Here is a 23,428-nt window from a genome sequence, read left to right on the forward strand (position 1 = left end):
GATCCACGCTACGCCGCATGTGCAGGACGAACAATCACTTGTCCCGAATGGGTGCACAATGCTCAACAATCCTGGCTACGGTGCCGTAGGATCGTGCACTATGCACATCGTCGATGACACCGACCGCCGCATCCTCCTGGCGATGACGGAGAATCCGCGGGCCACGATCGTCTCGGTCGCGCAGAAGCTGGGGCTCTCCCGGAACACGGTCCAGGCGCGCCTCGCAGCCCTCGAGGCGGGGCAGGCGCTGCAGGGCTACGACAGGCGTCTGCACGCCGCCTCGCTCGGCTATCCGCTGACCGTGTTCATGGAGACGCAGGTGGACCAGCCGAAGCTCGAGCACGTGATCGCGCAGCTGCGGGACATCCCCGAGGTGGTGCAGGTGCACGGCCTGTCCGGACTGAACGACATCCTGGTGCGCTGCGTGTGCCGGGACGCCGAGGACCTCTACCGGGTCAACAAGCTCGTGCTGGGCTGCGACGGCGTGATCCGCACAGACACCTCGCTCGCGATGGGCGAGCTGATCCCCTTCCGCCTCGCCCCGGTGCTGGAGCGCGACCTGGAGCGGTGAGCGCCGCGCGGGTCTGCTCAGACCTCCGCGAGCGCCACCGGCTGCCCGGTGCGCACGGACTCCTGCGCGGCGGCGACGACGCGGACGGTCCGCAGCCCCACCTCGCCCGTCGGGGCGGAGGCCTCGCCCGCGCGGACCGCGGCGAGGAAGGCGTCCAGCAGCAGGGCGTCGAGGTCGGTGCCGTAGGGCAGCCACTGGCCGGGCCCGCCCACGTGCTGGGCGAAGGCGTCGATCTGGAGCTGGCCGCCGGTGCCGAGGGCCTGGAGGGTGAGCCCGCCCCAGGTCGGCGCGTCGGCCGGCATCGACCAGGAGCAGTCGATGGTGGCGACGACGCCGGAGGCATAGGTGAGGGTGACGAGCCCGCCGGTCTCGGCGCCCTCCCCCGCGCGGTCGGCGTACAGGATCCGGTTGGAGACGGCGTGGACGCTCTCGGGCTCCCCGAGCGCGGAGTCGAGGATCTCGGCGAGGTGCACGGTGTGGTCGACGAGGGAGCCGCCGCCGGCGAGCTCGACGTCGGTGAACCAGTCCCGCCCCGCGGGGAGCTTGCCGTTGTTCGTGCCGGTCAGGCCGACGATCTCGCCGAGGGTGCCGTCGGCGACCGCGCCGCGCAGCGCCTGGACGGCGGGCGAGAAGTGGACGGGGAAGGCGGTCATCAGCACCACGCCCGCCTCGCGGCAGGCGGCGACCATCTCCTCGGCGTCGGCCACGGTGGTCGCCAGCGGCTTCTCGCACAGCACGTGCACGCCGCGGCGGGCGGCCTCGAGAACGAGCTCGCGGTGGTGGGCGTTCGCACTGGTGACGACGATGGCGTCGGGGCCTTCCGGCCAGGCCTCCCAGGCGTCCTGGTAGCTGCCGACGACCCGCACGCCGCGCACGTCCCCGTAGCCGTCGGGGTCGGCGACGACGAGGTCCACGTCGGTTCGGGCCTCGAGCAGCGCCGCGTAGGAGAAGGCGTGGGTGTGGGCGCAGCTCATCAGCGCCACGCGCAGCGGGGCGTCGGCCGATGCGTTCGCGGGGTCCTGACCTGGGGCGTTCAGCATGGGATGCTCCGTCCGGTGCGCAGGGAGTCGAGGGCGGCGCGGGAGACCTCCACGGCGCGGGCGCCGTCGGCCGCTTCGACGCGGGTGGCGCCGCCGACGGTGACCGCGCGGGCGAACTCGGCGATCTCGGCGGCGTAGGGGTCCTCCATGGTGGAGACGTCGGGCAGGAAGCCGTCGCCGCTCTGCTGCCGGGCGGAGGCGACGTCGTCGAAGGTGATGCCGGCGTCGCCGGCGCTGTCGTACCGGAGGCGGCCGCGGTCGCCGGCGAGGTCGAAGGTGTAGCGGAACCGGGTGCCCTCGGGGCCCCAGAAGCCGCGGCAGTGGCTGAGCGCGCCGGAGCGGTGGGTGAGGACCACATGAGCGGTGCGCACGGTCGGGTCCGTGGCGGCCACCTGCTGGCGGGCGTGGACCGACTCCGCGTCGCCGGCGAGCCAGAGCGCCTGGTCGATGTCGTGGATCATCTGGTCCATCACGAGGCCGCCGGAGCGCTCCTCGTCGGCGTACCAGTCCCGGTCCGGCAGCGCCCCGGTGCGCTCGAAGCGCAGCGCGGCGGGGGTGCCGATCGCACCCGTGTCCACGGCGCGCTTCGCGGCGGCGTACTGCGGGAAGTAGCGCACGACGTGCGCGGGGAACAGCAGTCGGCCGACGCGCTCGGCGTGCGCGACCAGGTCTCGCGCCTCCTCGCCGGTCAGCGCGAGCGGCTTCTCGCATAGCACGTCCTTTCCCGCGTCGAGGGCGGCGCGGACGATGCCGGGGTGCGAGGGGGTGGGGGTGCAGACATCCACGACGTCCACCGCCGCGAGCAGCGCGTCGAGATCCGGGTGCACGCGCGCCCCGGCCTCGGCCGCGAACGCCTCGGCGCCCTCGGGACTGGTGCAGTGCAGCTCGGCGCCGAGCGCCTGCCAGCCGGGCAGATGGGCCCGGGAGATCCCCCCGGTGCCGACGATGCCGACGCGCAGCGCGGCCGGCGGGTCCTGCAGGGACATGGGTGCTCTCCGTCGTCGGAGCGGTCACGGTCGCCGTCGATCCTAGTCACGACCTCGCGGTGCGGACCAACGGTGCACGGGCAGCGGCGCCCCACCACCGACCCCGCCCCCGCGGATCCGGCCCAGGAGCGTCCGGGACGGGCGGGGTCGGGCCCGGGCGTGCCGTGCCCGCATCGAGTGGCAGGTTTCGACCGCTTCAGCTCACTCGAAGCGGTCGAAACCTGCCACTCGATGTCGGTCCTGGCGGCCGCCCGCTCAGAGCAGCCCGCGCACCTTCTCCACGATCGCGCCGGTGCTGACCCCGTAGCGGTCCGCGAGGGTCGGCAGCGCGCCGGCGTCGAGGAACGCGTCGGGCAGGGCGATCGGGTGGATCCTCTCCCCCAGCCCGTGCGCGGCGACGGTGCGGGCGACGATGTCGAACAGCCCGCCGACCACCGAGTGGTTCTCGGCGGTGAGCATCAGGCGGCCCTTGCCGAGCTGGGCCAGCAGCGCCTCCTCGTCGAAGGGCTTGAGGGTGGGGCTGTGCAGCACGGCGACGCCCACACCGTCGGCCTCGAGCGCGGTGGCCGCCTCGAGCGCCCGCTCGGTCATCAGGCCGCTGGAGACGATGAGCACGTCCGCGCCGTCGCGCAGCAGCTTGGCCTTCCCGAGCTCGAAGGTGTAACCGTACTCGTCGAGCACCGCGGGCACCTTGCCGCGCAGGAGGCGCAGGTAGGTGGGGCCCTCCGCGGCGGCGAGCTGCGGGACGGCCTGCTGGATGTCGACGGCGTCGCACGGGTCGACGATGGTCAGGTTCGGCATGCCGCGCAGGATGGAGACGTCCTCGGTGGCCTGGTGCGAGGGGCCGTAGCCGGTGGTCAGGCCCGGCAGGGCGCAGACCATGTTGGCGTTGAGGTTCGCCTCGGCGATGTCGAGCATCAGGAAGTCGTAGGCGCGGCGGGTGGCGAAGACGGAGTAGGTGGAGGCGAAGGGGATGAAGCCCTCCATCGCCAGGCCGGTCGCGGCGCCGAGCAGCGCCTGCTCGGCCATGCCGATCTGGTAGAACCGCTCCGGCATCGCATCGCGCAGGATGTGCAGGTCGGTGTACTTCGCGAGGTCGGCGGAGAGGCCGACGACGCGCTCGTCGGTGCGGGCGAGCTCGAGCAGCGCCTGGCCGAGCGGGGCGGCGACGGCGCGCTGGCCATCCTTGGCGAGGTCGGCGCTCATCGCGCCGGAGCGCAGGGCGGGTGCGGGGGTGCTGCTGTTCATCGTGCGTCCTCCTCCAGCAGCGCGCGGTGGCTGCTCTCCAGCGTGCGGTGGGCTGCCTCCCACTCCTCCTCGGCGACCCGCATGAAGTGCAGCTTCTCCCTCGCCTCGAGGAAGTCGACGCCCTTGCCGAGGGTCGTGTCGACGACGAGCACGCGGGGGCGCGGGCCCTCGATCTCGCGCAGCTCCGTGAGGTGCTGGACGAGGGCGGGCAGGTCGTGGCCGGAGCAGCGGCGGGCGAGCCAGCCGAAGGCCTCGAACTTGTCGGTGACCGGCTCCATCGAGAGCATGTGGGTGGACTTCCCGTCGGCCTGCTGGTCGTTGAAGTCGACGATGGCGATGAGGTTGTCCAGGCCGTGGTGGGCGGCGACGGCGGCGGCCTCCCAGGTGGAGCCCTCGCCGAGCTCCCCGTCGGAGAGCAGGTTGTAGACGACGCGGCCTGTGCCCTTGCGCTTCAGGCCCATGGCGACGCCGTTCGCGATGCCGAGGCCGTGGCCGAGGGAGCCGCCGGAGATCTCGACGCCCGGGGTGTAGGTGCGCATCGAGGACATGGGGAAGCGGGAGTCGTCGGCCGCGTAGGTGCGCAGCTCCTCGACGGGGAAGAACTTCGCCTCGGTGAGCGCGGCGTAGAGCGCGAGGGCGTAGTGGCCGATCGAGAGCTGGAAGCGGTCGCGGTCCTCGCTCTCCGGGTCCTGCGGGTCCAGGCGCAGCTGGTCGGTGAACAGCACCGCGAGCACGTCGGCGATGTCGAGGGCCTGGCCGATGTAGCCCTGGCCCTGCACCTCGGCCTGGACGAGGGAGTACTGGCGGATGCGGAAGGCGGCCTCGCGCAGGCGGCGCAGGCGCTCGGGGTCGAGGCGGGGCGGCGTCGATGCCGTGGGGGCGGTCATTCTTCTCCTCGGGTGGGGGTCTCGGGGCGGCCGACGGGGTCGGGTCGGCCGGGGCTGTCGGTACGGCTCGGCGGCTCGGCGCGGCCGACGGGGTCGCCGCGACCGGGCATCTCGGCGCGAGTCGACGTCTCGGCGCGGCCGGCGCGCGGGGCGGGGCCGCGGGAGATGCGGCGCCAGCGGTCGAAGTGCTCGGCCATCGCGGCGGCGACGGCCTCGCGGCGACGGGAGCGCAGGGCACGGGTGATCTCGAAGTGCACCGCGTCGGAGGAGAACATCTCGGGGATCTCCCCTCCGTTGGCGGCGATCTCCTTGCTGATCACCACGCGCCGCCGCTCCAGCAGCAGGTCGTGGAGGGCGCGGTTCATACCCCCGGCGACGTAGTTCATGATCGGGTTGCCCAGGATCGAGAACAGCGCGAGATGGAAGGCGTGGTCGGCCTCGAGCCCGCTGACGAAGTCGCGGTTCGAGGAGGCGTCGACCATCGCGTAGACGAGGTCCTCGAGCTCGTGGATCTGCTCGTCGGTGACCCGTTCGACCATCCGCGGCGCGATCGCGACCTCGAGCATCTCCCGCGCCTCGGCGAGCTGGGACCCGGTCACCATGCCGGCGCGCAGCATCAGCGCGAAGACGTTCCCGCTGCCTCCGTCGAAGGTGGGGGTGACCAGGACGTTGCCGCTGCCCTGGACCTTCTGCAGCATGCCGAGCATCTGCAGTCCCGACAGGCGCTCGCGCACCCTGGCCCGGGACATGCCGGTCGCCTCGGCCAGGCGCCGCTCGGTGGGGATCCGGATCCCGTCCTCCACCTCGGTGCCCTCGGCGACGAGCGTGTCGAGGAACGCGAGGGTCTCGTCGTCCATCGGACCTCCTTCGGTCTGCCGGGGCGCGGAGCGCCTCGCCTCGTCGCGGGTCGCCCCGCCGGATGTCACGGGGCGGGTCGCTCCGTCGGATGTCGCGGGGCGGGAGGCCCCGTCGCGGTGATGATGCAAGCACGCACCTCCTGGGCGGGCAATCCGTCCCCGCCGGGCGGCAGGGGCGGAGGGCGGGATCGGCGCAGGTCAGCGGCCACACCGCACCCGCTACGATTGGTCGACCAATCCTCTCTCGTGGGACGGGGATCCGACGAGGGCGTCTCGCGTCGAGCAGGTGGTCCGACCAATTTCCGGGGACGATCCCCGCTGTGAGCTGGGACGTCGCCTCTCCGTCGGCTGTGCCGGAGCCCTCTCGAGTTGTCCGACCACCGGGGCGCCCATAGGTTTCCCGTCGATCCATCCAGGGCCCCACCGGCCCGCCCACACCGCCGTGAGGGGAGTGCACAGATGTACATGCAGCACACCGGCCCGCAGGCCACCAGGACCGCCGTCGTCACCGGGGGCGCAGGACCGCGCTCGATCGGCCGGGCCACCGCCGCCCGCTTCGCCCGCGAGGGCTGGGCCGTCGCGATCCTCGACCTCGACGGGGACGGGGCCCGCACCCTCGCCGGCGAGCTCACCGCCGAGTTCGGCGTCCCCGCCGCCGGCTACGCGCTCGACGTCACCGACTCCACGGCCGTGAACGCCGTCGCCGCCGAGATCGCCGCCTCGGACCTCCCGCCCGTCGGCGCACTCGCCAACATCGCCGGAATCCCCTCCCCCGTCGCCTTCCTCGAGGTCACCGACGAGCTGTGGGACAAGATCATCGCCGTGAACCTCACCGGCAGCTTCTATACGTGCCGCGCGTTCCTGCCCGCCATGCTCGAGGGCGGCTACGGCCGCATCGTGAACATGTCCTCCGTCTCGGCGCAGCAGGGCGGCGGCGTGTTCTCCAAGACCCCGTACTCCGCCGCGAAGGCCGGCGTGCTGGGCCTGACCCGCTCGCTCGCCCGCGAGATGGCGCCCGAGGGCATCACCGTCAACGCCGTCTCCCCCGGCGCCGCCGACACCAACATCCGCGGCAACACCACCGCCGAGGCCGAGGCGGCGCTGTCCGCCTCGATCCCGATGGGCCGCCAGGCGAGCGCCGACGAGATCGCGGCCCTGGTCGTGTGGCTCTCGAGCGAGGACGCCGGCTACATCACCGGCACCACCCAGGCGATCAACGGCGGTTCGTACATCTCATGACCGCTCCTGCCCGCCCCTCCGCGCCGTCCGTGCGCGTGGGCATCTCGACGATCTCCTTCCGCCACCGCCCGCTGCCCGAGGCGCTGCGCCTCATCGCGGCGACCGGGGCGCGGGAGATCGACCTGGGGGCGATCCCCGACGTCACCGACCACGTGCCCGTCCCCTTCACCGGGGATCCGGCCGCGTACGCCGAGGCGATCTCCGCGGCGGGGCTGCGCGCCGGCGCCGTCAACGCCGATCCCGGGGACCTCAACGACCCCGCGCTCGACGAGGCGGCGCTGACCGAGGTCGTCGGCCCGCTCGTCGAGCTGGCCGCCGCGCTCGACGCCGCGCTGATCGTCCCGGCCGGCCGCGCCTCCTACGAGCCCTTCGTCGACCGCGAGAGCGACCTCGCGCAGATCGCGGCGAGCCTGACGGTGATCTCCCGCCTGTGCGCCGCCCGGGGCGTGCGCCTGCTGGTGGAGGTGCTGCACCACCGCCGCTTCGTGCACACCGTCGCCGACGCCGACGCCCTGCTCGCGCAGCGCCCGGCCGAGCTCTTCGGCGTGCTCTTCGACGTCTCCCACGTCGTCGCCTCCGACGAGGACCCGCTCCAGTGGGCCCGCCGTCTGGGCGGTCGCATCGAGCGGGTCCACCTGCGCGACGCCGTGCCCGGGGACCTCAACCTCTCCCTCGGCGCGGGGCAGGTCGACTTCACCGCGCTCGTGGGGACCCTCGAGCTGCTGCACTTCGAGGGCACGTACATCCTCGAGCTCGAGACCCACGACATCGCCGAGGAGGACCGCGAGGCGGACGTGACCCGCAGCCACGCCGAGATCGCGGCGCTGCTGGACGCCTCCGTCTGACCCGACGGGCGCGCGGCCGCGCCGGCCGCACGCCCGTCGGCCGCACGCCCGTCGGCCGCACGACCCGTTGGCCGCACGACCCGTCGGCCCGACCCCCTCCCCGGCGTCCTGCCCATCGGCCGACGACCTTCCCGTCGGCCGACAGGCCCCGCCCCGACCACTCTGCGCCGACCGGCAACCGCTCGTCGGCGACCACCCCTACCCAGGGCGCGATGCCGCGCCCTGCCCCAGGAGGACACCATGACCCCTCCCCGCCCCCTGACCGCTCCCCGTGGGCCGCGCCGCCGCGACCTGCTGGGCGGCCTCGCGCTCGCGGGACTCGCCGGGACGGCCCTGACCGGCTGCGCCGGCGGCGACGGCCCTCGCCGCACCGACTCGGTGCGCATCATCCTCGGCCACGGCGCCGCCCCCGGGAACCCCCGCTCCGAGGGCGCGCTGGCCTTCCAGCGCCTGGTCGCGGAGAAGTCCGACGGCGAGGTCGAGATCCAGATCCTCGGCCAGGAGTCCGTCGGCAGCGACACCGAGATGATGGTGTCCGTCGCCGCGGGCACCCTGGACATGTCCATCAACTCCCAGGGCCCCTTCTCCAGCTACGTGCCCGAGGCGGCGCTGATCGGCCTGCCCTTCCTCTTCGAGACCTCCCAGCACGCCTACCAGGTGCTCGACGGCCCGATCCAGGACGAGATCGCCGTGCTCGCCGAGGAGAAGGGCTTCCACGTGCTCGGCTACTGGGACAACGGGATGCGCGACATCACCAACTCGGTCCACCCGATCGAGGTCCCGGAGGATCTCGCCGGCCTGAAGATCCGCACCCCCGACGACCCGATGACGATCGACATCTTCGACCAGCTCGGCGCGAACCCGACCCCGATGGCCTTCGGCGAGCTGTACCTCGGACTGCGTCAGGGCGCCGTCGACGGGCAGGAGAACCCCGTGGTGAACATCCACAGCTCCTCCCTCCACGAGGTGCAGGCGCACCTGGCGGTGACCGGGCACAAGTACGAGACGAACCCGTTCGTCATGTCCACCACCCGCTGGGAGAAGCTCGACGACGCGGTGCGCACCGTGATTCAGGAGGCCGCGGTCGAGGCGCTCGCGGAGCAGCGCCGCCTGATGACCGAGCAGACCGCCGAGATCTACACCGAGTTCGAGCAGTCCCTGCAGGTCACCCACCCCGACCGGGCCGTCTTCCGCGAGGCGACCGCGCCGGTGTACGAGACCTGGCAGCAGGAGCACCCGGACTTCTTCGAGCAGATCACCGCCGCCGCGGACGAGATCCGCGCCGAGCACGAGGAGAGCGCAGCATGAGCAGCACCCCGCCCACCTCACCGCACGAGCCGGGCCGCGACCCCCGCCGCGGCACGGGCCGTGACGCCGGCCGCGACCCGGTCATCACCGAGGAGGACCTCGCCGCGCTCGACACCTCCGAGGGCCACGCGGACGACGCCCGGCCCGAGGAGCGGGTCAACGAGATCACCGCCCGGATCGGCGGCTGGATCGCGATGCTCGCGACCGCCGTGATCGTGGTGCTCGTGACCATCGCGGTCGTCATGCGGTACTTCCTGAACTCCTCGCTGCCGATCGCGGCCGAGGGCCCCACCTACCTGTTCCCGTGGCTGATCGCCGGCGGCGCGATCGTCGCCCAGGGCAGCCGCGGCCACATCGCTGTGGACGTGCTGGTCAGCCGGCTGTCCGGCGAGGCGTACCGGAAGGCGCAGATCGCCATCTGGGCGTTCTCGACCGTGCTGCTGGGCTACATGACCTACCTGGCCGTGTACCTGATCGGGCCGATGTCCGACCAGTCCACCCCGATCATGGGCTGGCCGCAGATGGGCAGCTTCGGCGCCTTCCTCGTGATGATCGCGGTGATGACGGTGCAGGCCGGCGCCCGCACCCTCCATTACGCCCGCCACGGCGTACCCGACCACGCCCTGCCGCACGCCGCCCAGAGCCCCTCCGCGTCGAAGGAGACCCCCGGTGCTTGAAGCCCTCCTCGCAGTCGCCGTCTTCATCGTCCTGCTCCTGCTGGGCATCCCCGTCGCCTTCGCGATCCTCGCGGGCGCTGTGGTGGGCCTGTTCGCCGTGGGCTCCCTGCCCATGGAGGGCCTCGCCCAGCAGTCCTTCAGCCCGCTCGGGGACTACTCGATCCTCGCGATCCCCTTCTTCATCCTCACCGCCGACCTGCTGTTCAGCGGGAAGCTCGGCGCGCAGGTGATCGGGCTCGCGACGCGCGTCGTCGGCCGCCTCCGCGGCGGCGTCGGCATGACCAGCGTGCTGACCAACGCGGTGTTCGCCGGCATCTCCGGCTCCGCGGTCGCCGACGCGACCGGCATCGGCAAGGTCGTCATCCCCTGGACGAAGCGCCTCGGGTACAGCGGCGGCTACGCCACGGCGGTGAACGCCTCGGCGTCCTCGCTCGGCGTGATCCTGCCGCCCTCGATCCCGATGATCCTGTTCGCCTCCGCCTCCGGCGCGTCCGTCGCGGCGGTGTTCACCGCGGGCATCGGCCCGGGCATCCTCGCCGCGGTCCTGCTGCTGCTCGGCTGCTGGCTGGTGGCCTGGAAGGCGGGCTTCCCGCGGGTGAAGGCGAGGTTCACCCTCAAGCGCCTGCTGGTGGACCTGCTGTTCGCGACCCCCGCGATCCTGATCCCGATCATCCTGATCCGCGTGGTGCTGTTCACCGGCATCGCGACGGTCACCGAGGTCTCCGTGCTCGCCGTGCTCTACGCCCTCGGCGTGCGAGTGCTGCTGTACCGCGACCTGAGCCTCTCCCAGCTGCGCAAGGCCCTGGTCGACTCCGCCTCGGCGAGCGCCGTGGTGCTGCTGCTGATCATGTTCTCCTCGGCGCTGGCCTGGCTGCTGACCATCCAGGAGGCGCCGCAGGCGCTCGCGGAGACGCTCACCTCGACCCTGCAGGCCGAGTGGCTCGTGATCCTCGCGATGATCGTGATCCTGCTGGTCGTGGGCATGTTCCTGGACATCTCGCCCGCGATCCTGCTGCTCACCCCCGTGATGCTCCCGGTCGCGAACGCGATCGAGATGGACATCATCCACTTCGGCATCCTGATGGTGGTGACCCTCGCGATCGGCCTGTACACCCCGCCGGTGGGGACGACGCTGTTCATCTCCGCCTCGATCGGGCGGGTGCCGATCCTGCAGACCGCCAAGGCGCTGCTGCCCTTCTACGGGCTGGGGCTGATCGTGGTCTTCGCGACCGCGTACCTGCCGGGGCTGCTGTTCATCGGCTGACCCCAGCCGGGGCCGCCCCCGCCGGGCACCTCCCCACAGCCCCGCCCCGAGCGCCCGACCTCTCAGGGGCCGACCCGGGGCGGGGCCGTTCCCGCATCGAGTGGCAGGTTTCGACCGCTTCAGGACAGCTGAAGCGGTCGAAACCTGCCACTCGATCGTCGTCCGGCGTCGGACCGACCCCGTCGTGCCCCGTCAGGCGGGTCCCGTCATGCGGGCCCCGTCAGGCGGGCCCCGTCAGGCGGCCCCGCCGCCCCGCCCCGCGCCCCGTCGTCCGAGCGGTCGGTCGAGGGCGCGCCGGGGCGGTGAGTAGGATCTGGCGGATGACCACCGACCAGGAGCCGCGCTGGCTGACGCCCGAGGAGCAGGTGACCTGGCGGGCGCTGACGAGCCTGCTCGTGCGGCTGCCCGCGGCGCTCGACGCCCAGCTGCGTCGCGATGCCGGGATCACCCACTTCGACTACCAGGTGCTCTCGCAGCTCTCCGAGCAGCCGGAGCGCCGCCTGCGCCTGCGCGAGCTCGCGGCGCGCGCGGACTCGAGCCTCCAGCGCCTCTCCCAGGTGGTCACCCGCCTGGAGGCGAAGGGCTGGGTGGAGCGCCTTCCCGACCCGGCCGACGGGCGCACCACCCTCGCCGTGCTCACCGACGCGGGATTCGAGAAAGTCGTGGCGACCGCGCCGGGCCATGCCGCCGAGGTGCTCGACCTCGCGATCGACCCGCTCGATCCCGAGCAGCTCCGCCGACTGCGGGAGATCAGCGAGACGATCGTCGGGACGATCGACGAGCACCGGTAGGGCTCGGCCTGCGGGCAATCCGCAGCGATCACTCGACGCGGCCCCGATGGCGTGATGCGGTAGGGATCCGCTCGTCCTCGACCTTCAGGAGTGATCCCCATGCCTCGCCTCGTCTCCATCGAGTTCTCGTCCGACGGCCCCTTCGGCGCGGAGGCCGCTGCCGCCTACGCGGAGCTGGCCGACGACATCGCCGCGGAGGACGGTCTGATCTGGAAGGTCTGGACGGAGGACCCGCGGACGTCCGTGGCGGGCGGCGCCTCTCTGTTCGCCGACGAGGAGTCCGCCGAGCGCTACATCCACAAGCACACTCAGCGGCTGGGCTCCTTCGGGATCACCGATGCACGGATCTCGAACCTGGGCGTGAACGAGCAGCTCTCGGCCACCACCTACGCCGTCCTGCAGCGAGACTGACCCGGGCGCGCCGCCCTCTCGTCCCGCCGGCCAGGACGATCGGGCGGCGGCACGCCTCGCGGACCACTGGCCACCAGGCCTTCCCCCCCCCCGCGCTGATGCTCGACCTACGCCCTGTCGGCCGCCGCAGGCGCTCCGCCGGACGCACCGACGAGGTCCGTCGCGAACCGCTGCGACTCGGCGCCGGTGAGGTCGTGGACCGTCAGGCGCAGGTGCCGGGAGGCCTCGAGGCCGGACCCGCCGTGGGCGAGGCGGAACTCGTCCCCGGTCCGCACCCGCCACCCCCGACGGGCGAGCTCCGCCGCGACCTCCCGGGCGGGGCGCGGCACGGGGACCCACAGGCTCATCCCGTCGGCCGCACGGACGGGCAGGCCCTGCGCCGTGAGCAGCGCGGCGACCTCGGCGTTCCGGGCGGCGTAGTGCTCCCCGGCGCGCTCGACGAGGGCGCGGGACGCGTCGTCGGCGAGGACCCCGTGGGCGAGGCGCTGCAGGAGGTGGCTGACCCAGGTGGTGCCGGGGCTGAGCCGCAGCGCGAGCCGGCCTGCGGTCTCCGGGTCGGTCGCACAGACCGCGAGGCACAGGTCGGGACCGAGGAACTTCGAGACCGAGCGCACCAGCGCCCAGCGGCGGTGCCCGGGCGGCAGCGGCGAGCGGAAGGGCCGACGGGAGAGGAACGAGTAGTAGTCGTCGAGCACGACGAGCACGTAGGGGTGCTCGTCGAGCACGGCCCGCAGCTCCTCCGCGCGGCGGGCGCTGAGCGAGGCGCCGGTGGGGTTCTGGGCGCGGGGCGTGAGCACGACGGCGCGGGCCCCGGCCTCAAGCGCGGCGCGGAGACCGTCCGGGGTCATGCCCTCGGCGTCGACGGGGACGGGCAGGGTCCGGTAGCCGGCGTGGCGGACGGTCTGGATGCTGGCGAGGAAGCAGGGGTTCTCCAGCGCCACGGCGTCGTCGCGGACCAGGGACTGCGCCAGCAGCCGTTCGATCGCGTCGACGGCTCCGCTGGTCAGCGTCAGATCCGCGTCGGCGCCGGTGGGCACGTCGGGCGCGACCCATTCCCGTGCCCAGGACTCGAAGCCGGGGTCGATCACCGGTTCGCCGTAGAGCACGGGGCGGCCGACGGCGCCGGCGAGCGCCGGGGCGAGGTCCGGGATGAGGGCGGGATCGGGGTTGCCCGTGCCGAGGTCGCGGAGCGTTCCCGCGGGAACGCCGCCGAGGCCCCGGCCTGCTCCCACGGGGCCCCCGGGAGCGTCGGGGCCGCCTAGTCCGCCGGGAGCTTCGGGACCGGCGAGCCCGCCGGGACCTGCGGAGCCTGCGCGACCGGTGAGGTCCCTGAGCGCTTCCGGGGCGGCATAGCCCTCCTGCGCCACCGCCTGCGGTCCGGCGATACGGGTCCCGGCACGGCCCTGCGCGACGACGGCGCCGTCGCGGGCGAGCCTCCGGTACGCGGCGACGGCGGTGTTGCGGTTGACCCCGAGCTGCTCGGCGAGGGCGCGCACCGGCGGGAGCAGGTCGCCGGGGACCAGCTCGCCGCGGTCGACCAGGCCGCGCACGCTGCCGGCGATCTCCGCGGCGGTGCTGCCGCTGATCTGCGCGGCCGAGGTGTTCTCCACGCGCCCGAGTCTAGGGCGGAGATCCACGAGGCGGACTCCATTCAACCGCCCGCCCGGCCCCGTGCTACGTTTTGGCCTAGATCAAAGTGGTGCAGGGAGGGTCGCGGCGTCAGGAGCCGTCGGCCCGCGCCGCGCGAGCTGAGAAGGAGCTCCTATGAGCGCCCCTGCCCCCACCCCGTCCACCGGCGCCGCCCCCTCCACCGGCACCGGCACCGTCAAGCGCGGCCTCGCCGAGATGCTCAAGGGCGGCGTGATCATGGACGTCGTCACCCCCGAACAGGCAAGGATCGCCGAGGACGCCGGCGCCGTCGCCGTCATGGCGCTCGAGCGGGTCCCCGCCGACATCCGCGCCCAGGGCGGCGTCTCCCGTATGTCCGACCCCGACATGATCGACGGGATCGTCGAGGCGGTCTCGATCCCGGTGATGGCCAAGGCGCGGATCGGCCACTTCGTCGAGGCGCAGGTGCTGCAGGAGCTCGGCGTGGACTTCATCGACGAGTCCGAGGTGCTCTCCCCCGCGGACTACGCCCACCACATCGACAAGCACCGCTTCACCGTGCCCTTCGTGTGCGGGGCGACGAACCTCGGGGAGGCACTGCGCCGCATCACCGAGGGCGCGGCGATGATCCGCTCCAAGGGCGAGGCCGGCACCGGCGACGTCTCCGAGGCGACGAAGCACATCCGCACCATCAGCGCCGAGATCCGGGCGCTGGCCGCCCGCTCGGAGGACGAGCTCTACCTCGCCGCGAAGGAGCTCCAGGCCCCGTACGCCCTGGTCAAGGAGGTCGCGGAGGCGGGCGCGCTGCCCGTGCCGATGTTCACCGCGGGCGGGGTGGCGACCCCGGCGGACGCCGCGATGATGATGCAGCTCGGGGCCGACGGGGTGTTCGTCGGCTCCGGGATCTTCAAGTCCGGCGAGCCGGCGAAGCGCGCCGCCGCCGTCGTCCGGGCCACCGCCTCCTACGACGACCCCTCCGTGATCGCGGAGGTCTCGCGCGGCCTCGGCGAGGCGATGGTCGGCATCAACGTCGCCGACCTCCCCGCCCCGCACCGCCTCGCCGAGCGCGGCTGGTGAGCAGGAGGCCGACGGTCACGGAGGCGCACGGGGGCCCGTCGGCCGTCGCTCCGACCGCCGCTGCGCGAGACTCGACGACAGTCGTCGGCGCGGTCGGCCCACGCATCGGGGTGCTCGCCCTCCAGGGCGACGTGCACGAGCACTCCCGGATGCTCGCGCACGTCGGCGCGCAGGTCATGCCGGTGCGACGGCCGACGGAGCTGGCCGAGGTCGACGGCCTCGTGCTCCCCGGCGGGGAGTCCACGGTCATCGATCGCCTCGCCCGGCTCACCGGCCTGCGGGAGCCGCTGCGGGAGGCGATCGCGGGCGGGCTCCCGGTGCTGGGCACCTGCGCGGGGCTGATCCTGCTGGCCGCGCGGCTGCAGGACGGCGGCCCCGGTCAGGAGACCCTCGGCGGGCTGGACGTGACCGTGCGCCGCAACGCCTTCGGCCGGCAGACGGAGTCCTTCGAGACGGATCTCGTGGTCCCCGCGCTCGAGGGGCCCGGGGCCGACGGGCCGCCGGTGCGGGCCGCGTTCATCCGCGCCCCGCTGATCGAGGAGATCGGCCCGGCCGCGGAGCTGCTCGCCGCACTGCCGGACGGGCGTGCGGTCGCGGCGCGGCAGGGACGGGTGCTGGGCCTCGCCTTCCACCCCGAGTCCACCGGCGAGACACGCTTCCATGAGCTGTTCCTGCGGGTCGTGCGGGAGGGCTGACGCCCGCTGCCGCACCTCACCCCCGCAGCAGCGGCGCGATCTCGCTCCCCCACGCCGCGACGGCGGGCAGGTTGCGGAAGTCCCCGGTGGGGGTGCGCATGGACTTCAGCAGCACGCGCTCGTGCAGCGGGATGCGGTCCATGAGCACCCAGCCGGGGAAGTTCTTCGTCGCGACGGGGGTGTGGTCGAGGGTCGCGAGGAAGGCGTCGGTCGCCTTCTGCTTCCCGCCCTTGGCGGGGTCGGAGGCGGAGCCGGAGCAGGAGAAGAAGGCGAAGGGCCTGCTCGAGAGGGTGTCTGCGTGCTGCTTCGCCCAGGACGCGGCGCTCTTCTCGATGGACTCGACGCGCACGCCCGAGCCGAGCACGACGGCGTCGTAGCCGGACGGGTCGGGGCCCTCCTCGATGTCGACGAGCTCGCAGTCGAGACCTGCCCCGCGCAGGGCGTCGGCGAGGGTCTCGGCGAGGGTGCGGGTGGCTCCGGAGTGGGTCGCATAGGCGACGAGCGCTGTCATACGAGGCATCGTGCCAGCCCCTCGGCCGCGACATGCGGGACCGAGGTCCGCCGCCGCCTGCCCCGCACCTCGGTGCATCGTCCGCCCCCGACCCCTCTCCCGCAGGTCAGCCCAAGATCACGATTCGGTCGTCATGACCTGCCGGTCACTGGATCGCGCTCGCGCGGGAGTGGACAATCCCGTCATACGGCCCTGGCCGCCGTGGCCTTCGCCGTCTCCTGAAGGAGGCAGCCGTGAAGAAGAGAATCCTGTCCGTCCTCGCCTCGGGCGCGCTGCTGGTGGGGCTGGGCGCCGTCGCCCCGGCCACCGCGTCGACCGCACCGTACTGCGGGATCCGCTGGGGGTCGCTCCCCGAGTCGGTCACCGCCACCACCTCGGCCCAGGTCGAGAACCTCCGCTCCGGCCGCCACGACTGCTTCGACCGGCTCGTCGTGGACCTGGACGGCACCGTCACCGGGTACTCCGTCTCCTACGTGAGCCGTGTGGAGCAGCTCGGCTCCGGGCACGTCGTCCCGCTCTCCGGCGCGGCGGACCTGCAGGTCCTCGTCGAGGCCGCGGCCTACGACGACCGCGGCGAGGCGACCTACTCGCCGCGCACCCCGTCGCGCGCGGTGGACGTGACCGGCTATCGCACCTTCCGCCAGGTCGCCTTCACCGGCAGCTTCGAGGGGCAGACGCTGATCGGGCTCGGCGTCCGCGCCCGGCTCCCGATGCGGGCCTTCGTGCTCGACGGCCCCGGCGACGGGTCCCGCCTGGTCATCGACGTCGCCCATCGGTGGTGAGCCCCGGGTCCTCGCCCGCGCCGCCCACCGGCGCCTCGTCGTCGGCAGTCGTCCCGCCGACGGTCGTCTCCGCTCCGGCGTCCCCGTCCTCGGGGGCGCCGGTGCTGCGCGTCGGGCCGGCGACGGCACCGAGCACGAAGGCGCCGACGAGGAGTGCGGCGCACACGATCGCCGCGACGGTCCCGCCCACCATCAGCGGGAAGTTCGCCAGCGAGATGCCGAGCACGACGAACAGGCCCAGCCCGCCGAGCCCGGTCGCGGCGAGGGTGAGCGCGCCTGCCCGTCGGCCGCCGAAGCGGAGCACCGCGAGCGCGGTCAGCGCCATCATCGCGATCACCCCGATCGCGCCGAGGCCCGAGTACCAGGTGTAGATCTCGACCACGGGGTCCAGCTGCGCGAGCGCCGAGACCAGCACGATCACGGCGGTGATGCCGGTGACGGCGAGCGAGGCGCGGGAGGGGGCGCGGTGCACCGGGTGCACCTGCCCGAGCGCGGAGGGCAGCACTCCGCGCCGACCGAGGGTGAAGAGGTAGCGGGAGACGATGTTGTGGAATCCCAGCATGCAGGCGAACATGCTGGTCACGACCAGGACCTGGGTCACGTCGCGCATGATCGGCGCGACCATGTCCCCGGCGAGCGCGACCACGACCGAGTCGGGGCTCGCCGCGGCGGCGTCGAGGGCGTCCTCGGCGCCGAGCCCGGAGATCACCAGCCACGAGGAGACGGTGTAGAGCACGCCGATCAGCAGCACCGCGACGTAGGTGGCGCGCGGGATGGTGCGCAGCGGGTCGCGGGCCTCGTGGCGGAACACGGCGGTCGCCTCGAAGCCGAAGAAGCCGAGGAACGCGAAGAGGAGGCCCAGCCCCGGCGCGCCCGAGAGCGCCTCGGCGGGGCGGAACGGGACCGGGGTGAGCTCGCGGCCGGAGGCGAGCACTCCGAGGTCGATCGCGAGCACCGCAAGGATCTCCAGCACCAGCACCACGCCGAGCACCGCGGCGGAGAGGTCGATGCGGCGATGCGCGAGCACGCCCACCACTGCGATCATCACCGCGGAGATCAGCCACCACGGCAGCTCGATCCCGGTCCACAGGGCGAGCAGGTTCCCGGACTGCACGCCGAGATAGCAGGTCATCGACACGGTCAGCAGCACGTAGCTGAGCAGCGCGACCGCCGCCGTGCCGAGGCCCGCCCGCCGCCCGAGGCCCTGGTGGACGTAGGCGTAGAAGGCGCCGGCGTCCGGCACGTGCGGGGTCATCCAGGTGAAGCCGACGGCGAAGAGCAGCAGGATCAGCGTGGCCGCGAGGATCATCAGCGGCGCGCCGATGCTCCCGGACTCCAGCAGGATCAGCGGGAAGTTCGCGACCACCACGGTGATCGGGGCCGCGGCGGCGACCACCATCAGCACGATGCCGGCCACTCCCAGCGATCGCGTCATCTCGGTGCGCACAGGGCCACCTCTTTCCGTCCACGGGCGCCCCGGGACGGGCGCAGCTGCTCAGGATAGGGCGCAGCGCCCGGGGCCGAGCGGGGCGTCCACGGCTGCGACCTGCACGGACGTAGTGTCCGACGGTGAAAATCCGCCGGCACTCCCTGCGTCCCGCGTGTCCTGCCGCCGGTGTGCCCTGCCGTCCTCCGCCCCCTCAGCGGATCAGCCGACGCTCCCGCGCCACCCGCAGCGCCGCGGTGCGGCTCTCCACGCCGAGCTTCTCGTAGAGGTGGACGAGGTGGGTCTTCACCGTCGACTCGGAGATGAACAGCCGCTTGGCCGCCTCGCGGTTCGTCGCACCGGTCGCGAGCACCTCGAGGATCTCGGTCTCCCGCGGTGACAGGGCGGTGCGGGGTTCGGCCATGCGCCGCACCAGCAGCTGCTGCACCTCGGGGGAGAGCACGGAGCGTCCGGCGGCGGCCTCGCGCACGGCGTCCAGCAGCGCCTCGGTGGGCGCGTCCTTGAGCACGTAGCCGATCGCGCCGGCCTCGAGCGCGCCGACCACGTCGGCCTCCGCGTCGAAGGTGGTCACGGCGAGGACCTGCACGCCCGGGTGCTGGGCGCGGAGTCTCCGCGTGGTCTCGATCCCGCCGATCCCGTCGCCGAGGTTCAGGTCCATCAGCACCAGGTCGGGGACGCCCTCGCCGGTGGTCACCAGCCGGTCCAGCGCCTGCAGCGCCTCGTCGCCGGAGCCGACGTCGGCGACGACCTCGATCTCCGCATCGGCCTCGAGCAGGGCGCGCAGCCCGGCGCGGACGACGGGATGGTCGTCGACCATCATCAGTCGGATGCTCACGATCGGGCCTCCTGCTCTCGCAGCGGAAGGGTCAGCCCGACGGCGGTGCCCTCCCCCGGGGTCGAGTCGATCGTCACGGTACCTCCGGCCCGGTCCATCCGGGCGCGCAGCAGCCGCAGCCCGTCGCCGCCCTCGGCGCGATCGGGGGCAGGGGCGCCGACGGCCGGCCCGGCGGCGAGGGCGTCGGCCGACGGGTCGAAGCCGCGCCCGTCGTCGACCACGTCGAGGCTCACCCGGTCCGGCCACCAGGCCAGGGTGAGCACGCAGCGCTGCGCCTCGGCATGCCGCTGCACGTTCGCGACCAGGGACTGCGCCGCCCGGTGCAGGGTCTCGACCTGCTCGGGGGCGAGCTCGATAGGGGTCCCGTCGACCCGCAGCTCCCAGCGGGTCGGCCCGCCGAGCGCCTCGGCCCGGGCGATCACCTCGCGCAGCACCTGCTCGAGGGTGGTGCGGGGGGCGCGGTCCGCGAGGTCGCGGACCAGGCCGCGTGCGTCGGCGAGGTTCTCGCGGGCGGTGCGCTCGATGCGGGAGAACTCGTCGGCGGCCGACGGGTGGGCGGCGCCCGCGGCGCGGGAGAGCATCACGATCGAGTTCAGGCCCTGGGCGAGGGAGTCGTGGATGTCGCTGGCCAGGCGCTGCCGCTCCTCGGCCACGCCCTTCCTCCTCTCGGAGTCGGCGAGCTCGGCCTGGGCGGCGCGGAGCTGCGCGACCAGCACCCGGCTGCGGTCCGTCTCGCGCAGCAGGCGCCGGTAGACGGCGTGCGCGACCAGGGAGAACACGGCGCCGATGAGCGGTCCGAGGATCTCGCCCACCCCCAGCAGGGCCTCATCCCGCCCGAGCACCGGGGAGACGATCGCCCACAGGGTCACCAGCGCGAGCGCGAGGGGCCCGCCGACGGGGCCCAGCGCGAACAGGACCAGGAAGAACAGCGTGAACGCGATCCACACGAACGACGGGGAGACGAAGGTGGTCGCCATCCAGGCGGCGGTCAGCGCGAGCACCCACGGCGCCGACGGGAGCAGCAGGTCGGTGGTGTCCGCGCGTCCGGCGTCGCCGCGGCGCAGGGCCCGCTGCGAGCCGAGCAGGTAGATCCCGGCGAGCACGGCGGCGCACAGGATCGCGAGCGGCGCGGGGACGCCGTCGGCCGTGATCGCGCGGACCGCGCCCACCACCGGCAGCACCAGGAACGCGATGTGCATCGCGCCGCGCAGGGTCGCGGCGAGCGCGGTGGAGGTGTCGCCCGTCGGCGCGGGGCGCTCCCCGGTCCGGGAACGGCCCGACTCCTGCTCCGGCACTGGCTCTGCGTTCACCCTCGACACTCTAGGGCCAGGCCCGCCGCGCACCCCCGCTCACGGCATCGTCCGAAAGGACGACTCGGCGCTCGTCCTTCGGGTCAGCGGGGACCATCCCGCACAGGCGATGTCGCGGGCCGGGATCCGCGATGGCATGGAACCATGTTCGTCGCACTCAAGGACATCGTCCACGCCAAGGGTCGCTTCACCCTCATGATCGGGGTGATCGCCCTGCTCACGCTGCTGCTGGTGCTGCTGACCGGCCTCACCCGCGGTCTCGCCCACCAGAACATCTCCGCCATCGAGGCTCTCCCGGCCGACGCGGTCGTGCTCACCCCCACCCTCGGGGACGAGATCTCCTGGTCCGACTCGCAGGTCTCGACCGATCAGGCCTCGACCTGGGAGGCGGCCGACGGGATCACCGCCGAGCCGCTGTCTGTCGGCCAGATGCGCATCGAGGCCGGCGACGCCGTGACCTCGCTGGCCCTCTTCGGCATCGCCCCCGACGGCGAGGCCGCGCAGGCGCTGCCCTCGGCGCCCGCCCCGGGCGAGGCGCTGCTGCCCGAGGACGTCGCCGCCGACCTCGGCGTCACGGCCGGGGACACCGTGCAGGTGAACGGCCAGGACCTCACCGTCGCCGGCACCGCCCCGACCTCCTGGTACTCCCATTCCCCCGTCGGCTACGTCGACGTCACCACCTTCAAGGACCTCGCCCACCAGGCCGAGGACACCGCGGGCTCCGCCCTGCTGGTCCACGGCGCCGGACCGGACGACGCCGTTGTCGAGCAGGCCGCGCAGGACTCCGGCACCCGCGCCGTGAGCGTGGACGACTCCCTCGCCGCCCTGCCCTCCTACTCCTCGGAGAACGGCTCGCTGACCCTCATCCAGGGCTTCCTCTACGGCATCTCCGCCCTGGTCACGATCGCCTTCCTGTCCGTCTGGACGATCCAGCGCACCCGTGACATCGCCGTGCTGCGCGCCCTCGGCGCGACCGCCCGCTACGTCCTGCGCGACACCGTCGGCCAGGCCGCGATCCTGCTCGCCGTCGGCGCGGCGGTCGGCGGGATCGTCGGCGGGGCCGGCGGTGCGGCGCTCGCGACCGTCGCCCCGTTCGAGTCCTCGGCGGTGACCGTGCTGCTGCCCGTCGCGGGAGTGCTCGTGATCGGCCTGATGGGCTCCGTCCTCGCCACCCGGCGCGTCACCCGCGTCGATCCGCTGCTCGCCCTCGGAGGGAACTGACCCCCATGACCACCACCGCCACCATCACCACCCCCGACACCACGACGACCGCGCCCGCGCTCTCGGCCCGGGACGTCACCGTCACCTACCCCGACGGCCGGAACCCCGACGGCAGCGAGCGCCTGAACACCGTGCTGCACCAGGCGAGCCTGGACGTGGCCCGCGGCGAGTTCGCGGTGATCCTCGGCCCCTCCGGCTCGGGCAAGTCCACCCTGCTCAGCGTCGCCGCGGGGCTCGTCGTCCCGGGCTCCGGCAGCGTCCTGATCGAGGGCACGGACCTCACCGCGCTGGACGAGAAGCGCCGCACCGCGATGCGCCGGGATCGGATCAGCGTCGTGTTCCAGCAGCCGAACCTGCTGCCCGCCCTCACCGTGCGCGACCAGCTGCTGGTCACGAAGCATCTCGCCGGAGTGCGCGGCCGGCGACTGCGCGCCGAACGAGACCGCGCCGAGGCGATGCTCGAGCGCGTCGGGATGGGCCAGTACGCGGACCGTCGACCGCACGAGCTCTCCGGCGGTCAGCGCCAGCGGGTCAACATCGCCCGCGCCCTGTTCACCGATCCGGCGGTGCTGCTGGTGGACGAGCCGACCAGCGCCCTGGACCACGAGCGCTCCCGCGAGGTCGTGGACCTGCTGGTGGGGATCACCCGCGAGCTGAAGGTCGCGACCGTGATGGTCACCCACGACCGCGAGTTCGCCGAGGACGCGGACCATGTGATCACCCTGCGCGACGGGCGGGTGGAGGAGCCGGATGCCTGAGTCACGGCGCCGCGCGGGTCCCGCCGCCCCGCGGACGTGCCGACGCCGACGCACGACGGGTCCGGGCCGCCGTGCGTCGGCGAGGTGCCGGTGACCCTACTCCAGCGCGTCCCCGGAGTCAGGAGGGTCCGCGGACGGGTTGCAGGAGGCCTGGTCCGGACGGGGTGTCGGCGGCCTGCCGGGGCGGCGCGAGCGCGTTCGCGCGACGCAGGACGCGGCTGTGCAGGGATCCCCGGCATGACGCCGGCCCGCGCCCCCTGCGTCAGGGGACACGGGCCGGAGCCAGCTGTGTTCAGGGCACGACGCCCAAGGGATCAGGCCTGGGGCACGACGAGACCGGACGCGGACGAGCGCGCGGCCTCGAAGCGGGCCTGCACGTCGGCCCAGTTCACGATGTTCCAGATCGCCTTGACGTAGTCCGCCTTCACGTTCTGGTAATCGAGGTAGAAGGCGTGCTCCCACATGTCCAGCTGGAACAGCGGGATCGTCGCCACCGGCACACCGTTCTGCTGATCGTAGAACTGCTCGATCACGAGGTTCCCGCCGATCGGCTCGTAGGCCAGCACCGCCCAGCCCGACCCCTGGATCCCCAGCGCCGCCGCCGTGAAGTGCGCACGGAAGGAGTCGAACGAGCCGAAGTACTCATCGATCGCCTGCGCGAGCTCGCCGGTCGGCTTGTCGCCGCCCTCCGGCGAGAGGTTCTTCCAGAAGATCGAGTGGTTCGTGTGACCGCCGAGGTTGAAGGCGAGATCCTTCGAGAACTGGTTGATCGACCCGAAGTCCCCGGCCTCACGCGCCGCGGCGAGCTTCTCCAGCGCCGTGTTCGCACCCTTGACATAGGTCGCGTGGTGCTTGGAGTGGTGCAGCTCCATGATCTTCCCCGAGATCGAGGGATCCAGCGCGCCGTAGTCGTAATCGAGATCGGGAAGCGTGTACTCAGCCATGATCAGTCCTTCCTTTCGTCGAACCCCGCCGGTCCGCCCGACGAGCAACAGCTCGACCATAGAACCTCAAGTCCACTTGAGGGCAAACCGGGGCGTCATACTTCGCCATCAGCGGA

The 23,428-nt window shown here is 73.1% G+C and carries 24 protein-coding genes; 13 read left to right on the top strand and 11 right to left on the bottom strand.

The genetic code is table 11. From position 1 onward, the window contains the following. Positions 1–100: 100 nt before the first annotated feature. Complete coding sequence (locus A4A78_RS02255) at positions 101–571, top strand: Lrp/AsnC family transcriptional regulator (RefSeq protein ID WP_062946806.1); 471 nt, start codon at positions 101–103, stop codon at positions 569–571. Positions 572–588: 17 nt separating this feature from the next. Here the strand turns inward: A4A78_RS02255 and A4A78_RS02260 are convergent, their stop codons facing one another. The 5 genes from A4A78_RS02260 to A4A78_RS02280 all read right to left on the bottom strand — a co-directional run bounded on the left by A4A78_RS02260 (position 589) and on the right by A4A78_RS02280 (position 5,589). Then, positions 589–1,611: a Gfo/Idh/MocA family protein gene (locus tag A4A78_RS02260; RefSeq protein ID WP_062946807.1), complete on the bottom strand. Its 1,023-nt coding sequence runs from the start codon at positions 1,609–1,611 to the stop codon at positions 589–591. Continuing rightward, entirely contained in the window at positions 1,605–2,597 is a 993-nt protein-coding gene (locus A4A78_RS02265) for a Gfo/Idh/MocA family protein (RefSeq protein WP_062946808.1), read from the bottom strand. The genes A4A78_RS02260 and A4A78_RS02265 overlap by 7 nt, the downstream gene beginning before the upstream one ends. Before the next feature lie 255 nt (positions 2,598–2,852). Next, entirely contained in the window at positions 2,853–3,845 is a 993-nt protein-coding gene (locus A4A78_RS02270) for a transketolase family protein (RefSeq protein WP_062946809.1), read from the bottom strand. Continuing rightward, positions 3,842–4,732 (bottom strand): transketolase, encoded by an 891-nt coding sequence (locus A4A78_RS02275; RefSeq protein WP_062946810.1) that lies wholly within the window; start codon positions 4,730–4,732, stop codon positions 3,842–3,844. Before A4A78_RS02275 ends, A4A78_RS02270 begins: the two co-directional genes overlap by 4 nt. After that, positions 4,729–5,589 carry a FadR/GntR family transcriptional regulator gene (locus tag A4A78_RS02280; RefSeq protein ID WP_062946811.1) on the bottom strand — a complete coding sequence of 287 codons (861 nt, stop codon included), beginning with the start codon at positions 5,587–5,589 and terminating at the stop codon, positions 4,729–4,731. Before A4A78_RS02280 ends, A4A78_RS02275 begins: the two co-directional genes overlap by 4 nt. 459 nt (positions 5,590–6,048) lie before the next feature. Here A4A78_RS02280 and A4A78_RS02285 point away from each other — a divergent pair, with 459 nt between their 5' ends. From A4A78_RS02285 to A4A78_RS02315, 7 genes are all read left to right on the top strand, one after another. Next, entirely contained in the window at positions 6,049–6,828 is a 780-nt protein-coding gene (locus A4A78_RS02285) for an SDR family NAD(P)-dependent oxidoreductase (protein ID WP_082835142.1), read from the top strand. Further along, positions 6,825–7,673, top strand: coding sequence for a sugar phosphate isomerase/epimerase (locus A4A78_RS02290; RefSeq protein ID WP_062946812.1), 849 nt, complete (start codon positions 6,825–6,827; stop codon positions 7,671–7,673). Before A4A78_RS02285 ends, A4A78_RS02290 begins: the two co-directional genes overlap by 4 nt. Before the next feature lie 240 nt (positions 7,674–7,913). Then, positions 7,914–8,981 carry a TRAP transporter substrate-binding protein gene (locus A4A78_RS02295; protein ID WP_062946813.1) on the top strand — a complete coding sequence of 356 codons (1,068 nt, stop codon included), beginning with the start codon at positions 7,914–7,916 and terminating at the stop codon, positions 8,979–8,981. Next, positions 8,978–9,658, top strand: coding sequence for a TRAP transporter small permease (locus tag A4A78_RS02300; protein WP_062946814.1), 681 nt, complete (start codon positions 8,978–8,980; stop codon positions 9,656–9,658). Before A4A78_RS02295 ends, A4A78_RS02300 begins: the two co-directional genes overlap by 4 nt. Then, positions 9,651–10,922 carry a TRAP transporter large permease gene (locus A4A78_RS02305; protein WP_062946815.1) on the top strand — a complete coding sequence of 424 codons (1,272 nt, stop codon included), beginning with the start codon at positions 9,651–9,653 and terminating at the stop codon, positions 10,920–10,922. The genes A4A78_RS02300 and A4A78_RS02305 overlap by 8 nt, the downstream gene beginning before the upstream one ends. A 320-nt stretch (positions 10,923–11,242) precedes the next feature. Then, on the top strand, positions 11,243–11,713 hold the full coding sequence (locus A4A78_RS02310; protein WP_062946816.1) for a MarR family winged helix-turn-helix transcriptional regulator: 471 nt from the start codon (positions 11,243–11,245) through the stop codon (positions 11,711–11,713). Positions 11,714–11,812: 99 nt separating this feature from the next. Continuing rightward, positions 11,813–12,124 carry a monooxygenase gene (locus A4A78_RS02315; RefSeq protein WP_062946817.1) on the top strand — a complete coding sequence of 104 codons (312 nt, stop codon included), beginning with the start codon at positions 11,813–11,815 and terminating at the stop codon, positions 12,122–12,124. 107 nt (positions 12,125–12,231) lie between these two features. On the opposite strand, the gene A4A78_RS02320 is transcribed toward A4A78_RS02315, so the two are convergent. After that, positions 12,232–13,734, bottom strand: coding sequence for an aminotransferase class I/II-fold pyridoxal phosphate-dependent enzyme (locus A4A78_RS02320; protein ID WP_062946818.1), 1,503 nt, complete (start codon positions 13,732–13,734; stop codon positions 12,232–12,234). 154 nt (positions 13,735–13,888) lie between these two features. Here A4A78_RS02320 and pdxS point away from each other — a divergent pair, with 154 nt between their 5' ends. Then, complete coding sequence (gene pdxS, locus A4A78_RS02325; protein WP_062946819.1) at positions 13,889–14,809, top strand: pyridoxal 5'-phosphate synthase lyase subunit PdxS; 921 nt, start codon at positions 13,889–13,891, stop codon at positions 14,807–14,809. 149 nt (positions 14,810–14,958) lie between these two features. Beyond that, complete coding sequence (pdxT, locus tag A4A78_RS02330; RefSeq protein WP_062947955.1) at positions 14,959–15,504, top strand: pyridoxal 5'-phosphate synthase glutaminase subunit PdxT; 546 nt, start codon at positions 14,959–14,961, stop codon at positions 15,502–15,504. A gap of 16 nt (positions 15,505–15,520) precedes the next feature. On the opposite strand, the gene A4A78_RS02335 is transcribed toward pdxT, so the two are convergent. After that, positions 15,521–16,015: a flavodoxin domain-containing protein gene (locus A4A78_RS02335; protein WP_062946820.1), complete on the bottom strand. Its 495-nt coding sequence runs from the start codon at positions 16,013–16,015 to the stop codon at positions 15,521–15,523. Between the two features lie 233 nt (positions 16,016–16,248). Between A4A78_RS02335 and A4A78_RS02340 the strand changes: the two genes are divergently transcribed. Beyond that, a complete protein-coding gene (locus A4A78_RS02340) occupies positions 16,249–16,797 on the top strand; it encodes a hypothetical protein (protein ID WP_062946821.1) in 549 nt (182 codons plus the stop codon). Here the strand turns inward: A4A78_RS02340 and A4A78_RS02345 are convergent. The 3 genes from A4A78_RS02345 to A4A78_RS02355 all read right to left on the bottom strand — a co-directional run bounded on the left by A4A78_RS02345 (position 16,772) and on the right by A4A78_RS02355 (position 20,389). Next, the gene (locus A4A78_RS02345) at positions 16,772–18,244 is read right to left on the bottom strand and encodes an APC family permease (RefSeq protein ID WP_062946822.1); all 1,473 of its coding nucleotides are present in this window, start codon (positions 18,242–18,244) and stop codon (positions 16,772–16,774) included. The genes A4A78_RS02340 and A4A78_RS02345 overlap by 26 nt on opposite strands. 193 nt (positions 18,245–18,437) lie before the next feature. Then, complete coding sequence (locus A4A78_RS02350) at positions 18,438–19,079, bottom strand: response regulator transcription factor (protein ID WP_082835144.1); 642 nt, start codon at positions 19,077–19,079, stop codon at positions 18,438–18,440. Next, entirely contained in the window at positions 19,076–20,389 is a 1,314-nt protein-coding gene (locus A4A78_RS02355; protein WP_062946823.1) for an ATP-binding protein, read from the bottom strand. The genes A4A78_RS02350 and A4A78_RS02355 overlap by 4 nt, the downstream gene beginning before the upstream one ends. 144 nt (positions 20,390–20,533) lie before the next feature. On the opposite strand from A4A78_RS02355, the gene A4A78_RS02360 reads away from it, so the two are divergent. Both A4A78_RS02360 and A4A78_RS02365 read left to right on the top strand, forming a co-directional pair. Further along, positions 20,534–21,610 carry an ABC transporter permease gene (locus A4A78_RS02360; protein WP_062946824.1) on the top strand — a complete coding sequence of 359 codons (1,077 nt, stop codon included), beginning with the start codon at positions 20,534–20,536 and terminating at the stop codon, positions 21,608–21,610. A 5-nt stretch (positions 21,611–21,615) separates the two neighbouring features. Then, complete coding sequence (locus A4A78_RS02365) at positions 21,616–22,368, top strand: ABC transporter ATP-binding protein (RefSeq protein ID WP_062946825.1); 753 nt, start codon at positions 21,616–21,618, stop codon at positions 22,366–22,368. A gap of 314 nt (positions 22,369–22,682) precedes the next feature. On the opposite strand, the gene A4A78_RS02370 is transcribed toward A4A78_RS02365, so the two are convergent. Next, entirely contained in the window at positions 22,683–23,312 is a 630-nt protein-coding gene (locus A4A78_RS02370; RefSeq protein WP_010551987.1) for a superoxide dismutase, read from the bottom strand. Positions 23,313–23,428: the final 116 nt, after the last annotated feature.

It is taken from the genome of Brachybacterium sp. sponge (assembly GCF_001613775.1).
GTDB classification, from domain to species: domain Bacteria; phylum Actinomycetota; class Actinomycetes; order Actinomycetales; family Dermabacteraceae; genus Brachybacterium; species Brachybacterium conglomeratum.